Genomic DNA, 12,105 nt, shown 5'->3' on the forward strand with positions numbered 1-12,105 from the left:
GGACTCGACGTTACCGTCTCGTGTGGAGTCGGTGAGCCCCTCCGCCCGGAAGATCAACGACCGGGCTGGGGGACTCCCTCGTCCTCGTGCCGTCTCAGGACGACACTACCTCGGGTTTGCGCTTCCTGCTGACGAAGACGTCGTCGATGAGGCCGTACTCCTTGGCCTCGTCCGCCGTCAGGATCTTGTCCCGTTCGATGTCCTTGCGGACCTCGTCGATGGTCTTCCCGCTGTGGCGGGCGAGAATGTCCTCAAGGAGCTCACGGATCCGCATGATCTCGCGGGCCTGGATCTCGATGTCGCTGGACTGACCGTAGGTTCCCTCGGTCGCCGGCTGGTGGATCAGGATACGCGAGTTCGGCAGCGCGGCGCGCTTGCCCGGCGTACCCGCCGCGAGCAGCACCGCGGCGGCCGAGGCGGCCTGGCCGATGCAGACCGTCTGGATCTCCGGCTTGACGAACTGCATCGTGTCGTAGATCGCCGTCATGGCGGTGAACGAGCCGCCGGGCGAGTTGATGTAGATGCTGATGTCGCGGTCCGGGTCGATCGACTCCAGCGTGATCAGCTGGGCCATCACGTCGTTGGCGGACGCGTCGTCGATCTGGACGCCAAGGAAGATGATGCGCTCCTCGAAGAGCTTGTTGTACGGGTTCATCTCCTTGACCCCGTACGTGGTGCGCTCGACGAAGGACGGAATGATGTAGCGGTCGTCCACCGGCCTCGGGGAACCGCCCGCCTGGACGCCCGGACGGATCAGGTCACCGAAGCCGGGTCGGATCAGGTCGCTCACTGTTGTGCCTCCGGATATCTGATCAGGTCGTCAGGAGACGGGGCCCTCGGAGGGCACCTGGTTGGCGCTGAGGACCACGTGGTCCACGAAGCCGTAGTCCTTCGCCTCGTCGGCGGTGAACCAGCGGTCGCGGTCGGAGTCGGCCTCGATCTGGTCCAGCGGCTGGCCGGTGTGGAAGGCGATCTTCTCGGCCAGCGTCTTCTTGACGTAGAGCATCTGCTCGGCCTGGATCTTGATGTCGGAGGCCGTGCCGCCGATGCCGCCGGACGGCTGGTGCATCATGATCCGGGCGTGCGGCAGCGCGTACCGCTTGCCGGTCGTCCCGGCGCACAGCAGGAACTGCCCCATCGACGCGGCGAGGCCCATGCCCACCGTGACGATGTCGTTCGGCACGTACTGCATGATGTCGTAGATCGCCATGCCGGCCGTGACGGAGCCACCGGGCGAGTTGATGTAGAGCGTGATGTCGCGGCGCCCGTCCTGGGCGGACAGCAGCAGCAGCTGGCCGCAGATGCGGTTGGCGATGTCGTCGTCGACCTGCTGGCCGAGGAAGACGATCCGCTCGCGCAGCAGCCACTGGAACAGCTGGTCGCCGAGAGGCAGCTGGGGCGCCTCGGCGACCCGGCCCATGATCCGCGTCGGCTCGTCGAAAGTCGGAGGCATGCTCACCGGGTGTTCCTCCGGTCCTTTTGATCGGTTCGGATGATTGGACAGTAACGCGCTCGGCGACCGGGTTAAGCCCAGGGGGGCGGCTTTTCGCCAGGGGCGTACCCGGGCATGACGAAGATCGTCCGAACGTGCGACGCCCCGCACCCGGGAGGGGGTGCGGGGCGTGCCCGGTGTGCTGGATTCAGCCGCGAACGGTCGAGAATGTCCTACTTCTCGGTGTTCTCCGACTCGGCGGCCGGGGTCTCCTCGGCGCTCTCGGCGCTCTCGTCGGCGGCGTCCTGCGCCGCGCTCTCGTCGCCGGCCTCGACGGTCTCGCCGCCGAGCTCGCGCTGGACGGCCTTCACGTCGATCTCGTTGCCGGACTCGTCCTTCACCGTGACGTGCTCGACGATGAGGTTCAGCGCCTTGTTGCGCAGCACCTCGGAGACGATCGCGGGCAGCTGGTTGTTCTCGGTGAGGTACTGGGCGAGCTGCTGCGGCGCCACGCCCATCTGCATCGCCTGCGTGACGACGTACTCGCTGAGCTCCTCGTTCTCGACGCCCAGCTCCTCCTGGACGGCGAGCTGGTCGAGGACGAACCCGCCCTTGACCGCGAGCCGGGCGGCGTCGGCGACCTCGGTCTCGAAGTCCTCCTCGGACTTCTCCTCCTCCTCGAGGTAGGCCTCCTTGGTCATGCCCGCCATCATCAGCTGCTGCTCGAGCTGCTGGTGGCGGCGGGAGACCTCCTCCTCGACGACCTTGTCCGGCAGGGGGATGTCGACCTTCTCCAGGAGGGCCTCGAGCGCCTTGTCGCGGGCGTCCGACAGCTGCTGGAGCCGGACCTGGCGGCCGAGCCGCTCGCGGACGTCGCCGCGCAGCTCCTCGATCGTGTCGAACTCGCTGGCGAGCTGGGCGAACTCGTCGTCCAGCTCGGGCAGGTCCTTGACCTTGACGCTCTGCACCGTGACGGTGATCTCGGCCTCCTCGCCGGCGTGCTCGCCGCCGGGCAGGGTGCCGGTGAAGGTCGCGGACTCGCCCGCGGACAGGCCGGTGACGGCCTCGTCCAGGCCCTCGATGGCCGACTTGCTGCCGACCTCGTAGGAGTAGCCGGACGTGGACGCGTCGGCCACCTCCTCGCCGTCGATCTTCGCGACGAGGTCGACGGTGGCGAAGTCGCCCTCCGCGGCGGCGCGGTCGGCCGTGGTCAGCGAGGCGAACCGCTCGCGCAGGTTTCCGAGGGCCTCGTCGATCTTCTCGTCGGTGACCTCGGCGTCCTCGACGACGACCTCGAGGCCGTCGTACTCGGGCACGTCGAACTTCGGCCGGATGTCGACCTCGGCGGTGAACGCGAACTGGTCGCCGTCCTCGAGCCTGGTCACCTCGACGTCCGGCTGGCCGAGAACGAAGATCTCGGTCTCTTCCACGGCGCGGCCGTACAGCTCCGGAAGCGCGTCGTTGACCGCCTCCTGGAGGACCGCGCCCCGGCCGACGTACTTGTCGATCAGCGGGGCGGGGACCTTGCCGGGCCGGAAGCCCTTGATCCGCACCTGCTGCGAGATCTCCTTGTACGCCTTGTCGAGATTCGGCTTGAGCTCGTCGAACGGAACCTCGACGGTGAGCTTGACCCGCGTGGGGGTCAGCTCCTCGACATCGGTCTTCACTGGGGTAGGTCTCCTTGATCGGGCGCTGTCTCGGCCGCGGCGTTCGACGCGTGCTCAGCCAGTCAGTCTTCGGTGGGCGCGGGCATGCCGATATGCGGCCGCGCGCCTTCGCGCGTCAAGTCTATGGGGTAGCGGCGGCGACTGCGGACATCGGAGGCCCGGTCGGTCCGGAAACCCGCCGCCGGACGGTGCGGAGCGGTCCATACCGGCGAGATGGTGTCAACCGCGCCACACGGGCAGTGACATATAGCACGCGAACCCCCATACTCACTCGGGATGAACGGGATAGCTGCGGCATTCAGCGCGACCGCTCTCTATTACGTCGGATTCGCCGTCTTCAAGCTGGCGGCCGACCGGATGGCCCCTTTGCGCGGCAACAGGATCCTCCACATGATCTGGACGATCCTCGGCAACTGGGTCTTCCTCATCGCGCTCACCCTCGTCCTCGGCGGGCTCACCCTGCAGATCGTGGCGCTCCGCGAACTGCCGCTGTCGACCGCGGTGCCGATCTTCATGTCCGGGATCATCCCGCTGCTGGTGATCTCCATGGCGTTCTTCGGCGAGCGGCTCACCGCCCGCGAATGGCTCAGCCTGGTGCTCATCGGCTCGGCGATCCTGCTGCTCACCGCGTCGGTCGGCGGCAGCGAACCGATCGGCTCGGTGGACGTCCCGCTGTGGAAGATCGGCGTCGTGGTCGGTCCGGCGGTGCTGGTGCCGGTGTTCATCCTGGTGCTGGGCGACCACCGCCCGGACGGCCGGCACGCCCGTCCGATCACCGGCATCGCCTACGGGCTGAGCTCCGGCTTCCCGGTCGGCACCGCCGAGCTGGCGATCAAGGGCTGGAGCGACGACCCGTACGCGACGAGCCTCCGCATCCTCACCACGCCGTGGCCGTACCTGACGGTCGTCGCCGCCGCGATCGGGTTCGGGATCATGGTGACGGCGTTCCAGCGCTGCCGCGTGTCGATCGTGTCGACGGTCATGACCGTCAGCGCCAAGTCGTACCTGCTGACGATGGGCACGTTCATGTACGCGGAGCCGTGGCCGCGCGACATGGCGAACTCCGCGGTCCGGCTCGCCGCCCTGGCGCTCGGCGCGATCGCCGTCGCGCAGTTCCCCCGGCACCGGCCCGTCCACGACGTCCCGGACGAGCCGGAGCACGGCCGCGGTCACGAGGCGCCGTCCGCGCAGGACCCGTTCGGGGACCCGCATCGGGGCGGGCCCGTCCTCGGCGATCCCCGGTTCACCGACCCGCGGCCGATCCTCGGCGCGCCGCCGATGCCACCGCCGCCGCAGCGCGGCCCGTACGCGCAGGATCCGCTGGGGCGCGGCCCCTACGACCGCCCGCCCGGCGCCGCGCCGCCGCCCCGCCCGCCGAACGCGCACCCGCCGCGGCGGCCGGAGGACTTCCGGCCGCCGCGCCGGGAACGGTGACGGGAGCGGTGGCGCGGGGCCGTCAGCGCTTCTTGTCCGGGAGTCCCTTGTCCAGGCCCGCGCGCCGGAGCGCCTCGGCCATCGCGCCGCCCCCGGCCGGGGCGCCGCCGCCCCGCTGAGCGTCGCGGCGGCCGCCTCCCCCGCGCTGACCGCCGCCCTGTCCGCCGCCGCCCTGCTGCCCCTGCCGGCCGCCGCGACGGCCGCCGCCCTGCCGGTCCTGCTGCCCCTGTCGACCGCCGCCGCCCTGAGCCGCGCCCTGGCCGGGGCCGCGCCGGCCGCCGCGTTCCTGCCCGGCGCGGCCCGGCTCGTCGTCCAGCCGCAGCGTGAGCGAGATGCGCTTGCGCGGCAGGTCGACCTCCAGGACCTTCACCCGGACGATGTCGCCCGGCTTCACCACCTCGCGCGGATCCGAGACGAACTTGTCGGACATGGCGGAGATGTGGACGAGGCCGTCCTGGTGCACGCCGACGTCCACGAACGCGCCGAACGCGGCCGCGTTGGTGACGACGCCCTCCAGGATCATGCCGGGCTCCAGGTCGGAGAGCTTGTCGACGCCCTCCTTGAACGTCGCCGTCCGGAACGCCGGCCGGGGGTCGCGGCCCGGCTTCTCCAGCTCGGAGAGGATGTCGGTGACCGTCGGCAGCCCGAACGTGTCGTCGACGAACTCGGCCGGCCGCAGCGACCGCAGCGCCGCCGTGTTCCCGATGAGGCCCTTGACGTCGGTTCCCGCCGCGTCCAGGATCCGCCGGACGACCGGGTACGCCTCGGGGTGCACGCTGGACGCGTCCAGCGGGTCGTCGCCGCCCGGGATGCGCAGGAAGCCCGCGCACTGCTCGAACGCCTTCGGGCCCAGCCGCGGGACGTCCTTCAGGCCGGAGCGGTTTCGGAACGGGCCGTTGGCGTCGCGGTGCGCCACGATGTTCTCGGCGAGGCCCTCGCTGATCCCGGACACGCGGGTGAGCAGCGGCGCGGACGCGGTGTTGACGTCCACGCCGACGGCGTTCACGCAGTCCTCGACGACGGCGTCGAGGGAGCGCGACAGCTTCACCTCGGAGATGTCGTGCTGGTACTGGCCGACGCCGATGGACTTCGGGTCGATCTTGACGAGCTCGGCGAGCGGGTCCTGCAGCCGGCGGGCGATCGACACCGCGCCGCGCAGCGACACGTCCATGCCGGGCAGCTCGCGGCCCGCGTACTCGGACGCCGAGTACACCGACGCGCCGGCCTCCGACACCATGATCTTCGTGAGCTCCAGCTCGGGGTGCCGGGCGATGAGGTCGGCGGCGAGCTTGTCGGTCTCGCGGGACGCCGTCCCGTTGCCGATGGAGACGAGGTCGACGTCGTGCCGCTTCGCGAGCCTCGCGAGGGTCGCCAGCGACTGGTCCCACTGGCGCCGGGGCTCGTGCGGGTAGATCGTGTCCGTCGCGACGACCTTGCCCGTAGCGTCCACGACCGCGACCTTCACGCCGGTGCGCAGGCCCGGGTCGAGCCCCATCGTGGCGCGGGTCCCGGCGGGGGCGGCGAGCAGCAGGTCGCGGAGGTTCGCCGCGAACACCCGGACGGCCTCGTCCTCGGCCTCCTGGCGCAGCCGCGTGCGCAGGTCGATGCCGAGGTGCACGAGGATGCGCGTGCGCCAGGCCCAGCGGACGGCGTCCAGCAGCCATTTGTCCGCAAGGCGGCCCTGGTCGGCGATCCGGAACCGGCGCGCGATCTCCACCTCGAAGGACGTGCGCGCGGACGGCTCGTCCGGCGCCTCCTCCGGCTCGAGGTCCAGGTCGAGGACCTCTTCCTTCTCGCCGCGGAACAGCGCCAGGACCCGGTGGGACGGCAGCTTCGTGAACGGCTCGGCGAACTCGAAGTAGTCGGCGAACTTCGCGCCGGCCTCCTCCTTGCCCTCGCGGACGCGCGACACGACGCGTCCCTTGTTCCACATCCGCTCGCGGAGCCCGCCGATGAGGTCGGCGTCCTCGGCGAACCGCTCGACCAGGATCGCGCGGGCCCCCTCCAGCGCGGCCGCCTCGTCCGCGACGCCCTTCTCGGCGTCGACGTAGGGGACGGCGGCCTCGCGCGGGTCGTGGGACGGGTCGCCCAGCAGCAGTTCGGCGAGCGGCTCCAGCCCCGCCTCGCGGGCGATCTGCGCCTTGGTGCGCCGCTTCGGCTTGTACGGGAGGTAGATGTCCTCCAGCCGGGCCTTCGACTCGGCCGCCATGATCTGCTCGCGCAGCTCGCCGGTCAGCCTGCCCTGCGACTCGACCGACTCCAGGATCGCGGCGCGGCGCTCGTCCAGTTCGCGCAGGTAGCGCAGGCGCTCCTCCAGCGCGCGCAGCTGCGCGTCGTCGAGCGCGCCGGTCACCTCCTTGCGGTAGCGGGCGATGAACGGGACGGTCGCCCCGCCGTCGAGCAGGTCCACCGCGACCCTGACCTGCCCCTCCCGGACGCCGAGCTCGCCGGCGATGCGGTCGGTGATGGGCCGGACGGCGTGCGCCCCCGGCCCGGCGGACGTCTGGCTGATGGTCGTCACGTCTTGGCTTCGCTTTCTTCCCCTGAGGATCGCCTGTGCGGCGATGGTAGGGATAACTCCCCCGCGTTCCCTCCGGATCCGGGACTTTTCCCTACCGATTCGTCCCGGGCCCGGCGACACAATGATCGCACCGGGCGCCGCCGCGTTGGGCGTCCGGACGGAACCTCGGGAGGACGCGTGGAAGAGCAGGGGAACACGGCGGGCCGGCCGGCCGGGCGGGCGGTCGCGAACCTGGCCCGCGGCATGACCCACATCGTGCTGGCCTTCGCGGTGAACCTGCCGCTGTTCATCCTGACCGTCCTGTCGATCGTGTTCATCCCGCTCGGGGTCGGGATCGTGCTGCTGCCGGCGGTCGTCCTCGCGACCCGCGCCGTCGCGAACCTTCAGCGGCGGCTTGCGGCGGACTGGTCGGGCGTCCGGATCGCCGAGCCGTACCGGCCGGAGCCCGCCGGGGCGGCGGCGCCGATCCCCCGGCTGAAGTGGGTGATGGGCGACCCGGCGACCTGGCGGGACCTGCTGTGGTCGTTCCTGAACGTGCCGGTGGCCCTGGTCATCGGCGTCCTGTCGGCGGGCCTGCTCGTCTACGGGCTGGAGGGCGTGTTCGTGGCGTGGTGGGTCGCGCTGCTGACCGACTACGGCTGGGGGCCGTTCTGGCACATCACCGACTTCGGCGCGTTCGGCTTCGCGGGGACGGTCGTGCTCGGCGCCGTCCTCGCGGTGGTGTCGGTGCCGGTCGGTGAGCGGCTGCTGAAGGCGCACGCGCTGTTCGGCGCGTCGCTGCTGTCGCCGACGAGGCGGGCGCTGACGGAGCGGGTCGCGCAGCTCGCGGAGAGCCGCTCGCAGACCGTGGACGCGTCGGCGGCGGAGCTGCGGCGCATCGAGCGCGACCTGCACGACGGCGCGCAGGCCCGGCTGGTCGCGCTGTCGATGAACATCGGGCTGGCCGAGGAGATGATGAAGCACGCCCCCGAGACCGCGCGGCGGCTGCTGGCGGAGGCGCGCGAGTCGAGCGGGACCGCGCTGACGGAGCTGCGCGACCTCGTCCGGGGCATCCACCCGCCGGTGCTGGCGGAGCGCGGGCTCGACGGCGCCGTGCAGGCGCTCGCGCTCTCCCTGCCGATGCCGGTCGACGTCCGGATCGACCTTCCCGGACGCGCGGAGGCGCCGGTGGAGTCGGCGGCCTACTTCGCCGTGGCGGAGATGCTCGCGAACGTCGTCAAGCACTCCGGGGCCACGCGGGCGCGGGTGCGGCTGGAGCACGTGCGCGGCCGGCTCGTCATGCTGGTCGGCGACGACGGGACGGGCGGCGCCGACCCCGCGTCCGGCGGCGGGATGCGCGGGATCGAGCGGCGCCTCGCCGCGTTCGATGGGATCATGATCGTGTCCAGCCCCCCGGGCGGGCCGACCGTCGTGACCATGGAGCTGCCGTGCGCGTTGTCCTCGCCGAAGACCTCGCCCTCCTCCGGGACGGACTGATCCGCCTGCTCGAGGCGTTCGGCCTCGAGGTGGTGGAGGCGGTCGACAACGGCCCGTCGCTGCTGCGGGCGCTGACGACGCACCGTCCGGACGTGGCCGTGGTGGACGTGCGGCTCCCGCCCACCTTCACCGACGAGGGCCTGAAGGCGGCGCTGGAGGCCCGCAAGCGGGTTCCGGGCCTCCCGGTGCTGGTGCTGTCGCAGCATGTGGAGCAGCTCTACGCGCGGGAGCTGCTGTCGGACGGCTCCGGCGGCCTCGGATACCTGCTGAAGGACCGCGTGTCGGACGTCGCGCAGTTCGTGGACGCCGTCCGCCGCGTCGCCGGCGGCGGCACGGCGCTCGACCCGGACGTGGTGGCGCAGCTGCTGACCCGGCACGCCCGCGAGGAGCCGCTGCGGACGCTGACCCCCCGCGAGCGCGAGGTGCTCGGGCTGATGGCCGAGGGCCGCTCGAACGCCGCGATCGCCGCCCGGATGTTCGTCACCGAGAAGGCCGTCAGCAAGCACACGAACAGCATCTTCGGCAAGCTCGGGCTGCCTCGGTCGGAGGACGACAACCGCCGCGTCCTCGCCGTCCTGAAATTCCTCGGCGCCTGATCGCGGCACGGTACTCCGGTGTCTGATCAGGTTGCCCAGGGCGGGACGATCCGCTCGTTCCCCTGCGGCTCGAGGTCGCACTTGGCCTCGGAGACGGCCGCTTCCGGGTCGTAGACGAGGCACCCGGCCGGGGCGGTGACGACGGCGGTGAAGCCCCCGTCGGTCGTCATCCGGCGCGGGACGTCCGGGGGCAGGACGAGGGTGTCGCCCGGGGCCGCGTGGAGCGTGCGGCCGTCGAGGTCCACGGTGGCGGCCCCGTCGAGGAACGTCCAGATCTGCTCGGTGTCGAAGGCGTGGCGGGGGCCGGTGCGTCCGGGCGCCATGTCGACGCGCCAGACGGCCAGGCCGGACGTGCCGCCCTGCGTGGGCGTGGCGAGCGTGGTCATGACGCCGTTGGGCGTCTCGGTGCGGCGGCTCTCGGCCGCGCGGATGAGCGTCATGGTGGGCGATCCCCTAGATTGGTCAATGAAGTTGTCCATATAGTCAACGAGGTTGTCCGTTATGTCAAGCGATCCGCCGGGCTTCGAGTTGCCGCTGCGCCTCTTCCTCGCGTTCCGGGTGATCATCGACGACCTGCACGCCGAGCTCGACGCGCAGGGCCATCCCGACCTGCGCCCGATGCACGGCTTCGTCTTCCAGGCGATCGGCCCGGACGGCAGCACGGCGGTCGAGCTCGGCAGGCGGCTCGGGGTGTCCAAGCAGGCGGCCGGAAAGATGGTCGAATCCCTGGAGCGGATGGGGTACGTGGTGCGGACGTCCGACCCGGACGACGCGCGGCGCAAGATCGTCCGGCTGACGGAGCGGGGGGTGGACGCGCTCGCCCGGTCCGCGCGGATCTTCGACCGCATCCGGTCCGATCTGGCGGGGCGGCTGGGCCCGGACCGGCTCCGCGCCCTGGAGGACGACCTGCGCGCGATCACCCCGGCCGACCTCTGGCGGCTGGACATGCCGGGCTGGTTCGGGACGTCCTGAAAAAACTCCGCCCGTACGTCTCCAGGCAGGCGACCGGACCACCGTTCCGGCCCGTTCCGGGGCCTTGCTGGGCGCCTTCGGCGAGGTTACGATCCCCACAATTCTTAGGAAACTTTCCTAAGAATTGAGCGGGGATTCCTGTTTGCTTCGGGGGCCGGAACGAACGGAGAATCAATGACCGGAACCGGCGGACGGCGGGCCATCGCGCTCGCCGGCGCGGCGACCCTCGCGGTGGCCACCACCCTCCTCGCGGCGCCCCCGGCGTCCTCGGCGGGCTCCCTCACCGCGACCTGCGCCAAGACCTCGGACTGGGGCACCGGCTTCGAGGGCAAATGCACGATCACCAACGGCACGGCCGCGGCCGTGAACGGCTGGAAGGTCGAGGGCGACCTCCCGTCCGGCACGTCCATCGGCGCCACCTGGGACGCGGTGAAGACCGTCTTGGGCGGCCACTACACCTTCACCGACGTCGGCTGGAACGGCGCGCTCGCCGCCGGCGCCAGCGCCTCGTTCGGGTTCGGCGGCACCGGACCCGGCTGGCTCACCGGCTGCAAGGTCAACGGCGCCGCCTGCGACGGCACCGGCACTCCCCCGGACGACACGCAGGCTCCCACCGCCCCGTCCGGGCTGAAGTCCACCGGTAAGACGGCCACCTCCGTGACGCTCTCCTGGACCGCATCCAGCGACAACGTCGGCGTCACCGGATACGACGTCTACACCGGCTCCACCAAGGCGGACACGGTCACGGGAACATCGGCGACCGTCTCCGGCCTGTCCCCCAGGACCGCCTACACGTTCACCGTCAAGGCGCGCGACGCGGCGGGCAACACCTCCGGCGCGTCCGGCCCCGTCTCCGTCACCACCGACGAGGGAGGCGGCACGAGCGGCGGCAAGGTCATCGGCTACTTCGCGCAGTGGGGCGTCTACCAGCGCGGATACCACGTCAAGAACATCGACACGAGCGGGTCGGCCGCCAAGCTCACCCACATCAACTACGCGTTCGGGAACGTCCAGAACGGGCAGTGCACCATCGGCGACAGCTACGCCGACTACGACCGCTTCTACAGCGCCGCCGAAAGCGTCGACGGCGTCGCCGACACGTGGGACACCGGCGCGCTGCGCGGCAGCTTCAACCAGCTCCGCAAGCTGAAGAAGAAGCACCCGCACCTGAAGATCCTGTGGTCGTTCGGCGGCTGGACGTGGTCGGGCGGCTTCTCCCAGGCCGCCGCGAATCCGGCCGCGTTCGCCGAGTCCTGCCACCGGCTCGTCGAGGACCCCCGCTGGGCGGACGTGTTCGACGGCATCGACATCGACTGGGAGTACCCGAACGCCTGCGGTCTCACCTGCGACACCAGCGGGTTCGCCGGATACCGGAACCTGATGTCGGCCGTCCGCGCGCGCTTCGGCGGCGGAGCCCTCGTCACCGCGGCGATCCCGGCGGACGCCTCGTCCGGCGGCAAGATCGACGCGGCCGACTACGGCGGCGCGGCCCAGTACGTCGACTGGTACAACCCCATGACGTACGACTTCTTCGGCGCCTGGGCGGCGAAGGGCCCGACGGCCCCGCACTCGCCGCTGACGTCCTACCCCGGCATCCCCCAGGACGGCTACAACTCGGCCGCGACCATCGCCAAGCTCAAGGCCAAGGGCATCCCGGCGAGCAAGCTGCTCCTCGGGATCGGGTTCTACGGCCGCGGCTGGACGGGCGTCACACAGTCCGAACCGGGCGGCGCCGCCACCGGCGCCGCGCCCGGCACGTACGAGGCGGGCATAGAGGACTACAAGGTCCTCAAGTCGAAGTGCCCCGCGACCGGCACCGTCGCCGGAACGGCGTACGCGAAGTGCGGCGCCGAATGGTGGAGCTACGACACCCCCGCCACGATCGGCGGGAAGATGGGCTACGCCAGGGACCAGGGCCTCGCCGGCGCCTTCTTCTGGGAGCTGAGCGGCGACACGACCGGCGGTGAGCTGATCACCGCGGTCAGGAACGGCCTCGGCTGACGTTCC

Annotated in this window: 10 protein-coding genes; 5 read left to right on the forward strand and 5 right to left on the reverse strand. The window is 71.3% G+C overall.

The genetic code is table 11. The features are described 5' to 3' along the window. Positions 1-94: 94 nt before the first annotated feature. The 3 genes from IE99_RS0116460 to tig form a co-directional block, all read right to left on the reverse strand. Positions 95-757 (reverse strand): ATP-dependent Clp protease proteolytic subunit, encoded by a 663-nt coding sequence (locus tag IE99_RS0116460; protein WP_084219567.1) that lies wholly within the window; start codon positions 755-757, stop codon positions 95-97. Between the two features lie 63 nt (positions 758-820). Then, positions 821-1,453 carry a ClpP family protease gene (locus IE99_RS0116465; protein ID WP_084219548.1) on the reverse strand — a complete coding sequence of 211 codons (633 nt, stop codon included), beginning with the start codon at positions 1,451-1,453 and terminating at the stop codon, positions 821-823. A gap of 212 nt (positions 1,454-1,665) precedes the next feature. Beyond that, positions 1,666-3,099 (reverse strand): trigger factor, encoded by a 1,434-nt coding sequence (gene tig, locus IE99_RS0116470; protein ID WP_030170895.1) that lies wholly within the window; start codon positions 3,097-3,099, stop codon positions 1,666-1,668. A gap of 276 nt (positions 3,100-3,375) precedes the next feature. On the opposite strand from tig, the gene IE99_RS0116475 reads away from it, so the two are divergent. Then, a complete protein-coding gene (locus tag IE99_RS0116475) occupies positions 3,376-4,533 on the forward strand; it encodes a DMT family transporter (RefSeq protein WP_030170898.1) in 1,158 nt (385 codons plus the stop codon). Between the two features lie 22 nt (positions 4,534-4,555). Here IE99_RS0116475 and IE99_RS0116480 read toward each other — a convergent pair whose 3' ends face one another. Beyond that, positions 4,556-7,045 carry a Tex family protein gene (locus tag IE99_RS0116480; RefSeq protein ID WP_030170901.1) on the reverse strand — a complete coding sequence of 830 codons (2,490 nt, stop codon included), beginning with the start codon at positions 7,043-7,045 and terminating at the stop codon, positions 4,556-4,558. A gap of 186 nt (positions 7,046-7,231) precedes the next feature. On the opposite strand from IE99_RS0116480, the gene IE99_RS0116485 reads away from it, so the two are divergent. Then, positions 7,232-8,530, forward strand: coding sequence for a sensor histidine kinase (locus IE99_RS0116485; protein ID WP_245623232.1), 1,299 nt, complete (start codon positions 7,232-7,234; stop codon positions 8,528-8,530). Further along, the gene (locus tag IE99_RS0116490; RefSeq protein WP_030170916.1) at positions 8,482-9,126 is read left to right on the forward strand and encodes a LuxR C-terminal-related transcriptional regulator; all 645 of its coding nucleotides are present in this window, start codon (positions 8,482-8,484) and stop codon (positions 9,124-9,126) included. Before IE99_RS0116485 ends, IE99_RS0116490 begins: the two co-directional genes overlap by 49 nt. 26 nt (positions 9,127-9,152) lie before the next feature. On the opposite strand, the gene IE99_RS0116495 is transcribed toward IE99_RS0116490, so the two are convergent. Beyond that, positions 9,153-9,566, reverse strand: a complete 414-nt coding sequence (locus IE99_RS0116495) for a cupin domain-containing protein (protein ID WP_030170918.1) — start codon at positions 9,564-9,566, stop codon at positions 9,153-9,155. A gap of 61 nt (positions 9,567-9,627) precedes the next feature. On the opposite strand from IE99_RS0116495, the gene IE99_RS0116500 reads away from it, so the two are divergent. Together IE99_RS0116500 and IE99_RS0116505 are read left to right on the forward strand one after the other, a co-directional pair. Further along, on the forward strand, positions 9,628-10,098 hold the full coding sequence (locus IE99_RS0116500; RefSeq protein ID WP_030170922.1) for a MarR family winged helix-turn-helix transcriptional regulator: 471 nt from the start codon (positions 9,628-9,630) through the stop codon (positions 10,096-10,098). A 174-nt stretch (positions 10,099-10,272) separates the two neighbouring features. Beyond that, positions 10,273-12,099, forward strand: coding sequence for a glycosyl hydrolase family 18 protein (locus tag IE99_RS0116505; protein ID WP_030170924.1), 1,827 nt, complete (start codon positions 10,273-10,275; stop codon positions 12,097-12,099). Positions 12,100-12,105 lie beyond the last annotated feature (6 nt).

Source organism: Spirillospora albida, assembly GCF_000718255.1.
Classification (GTDB): Bacteria; Actinomycetota; Actinomycetes; order Streptosporangiales; family Streptosporangiaceae; genus Spirillospora; species Spirillospora albida.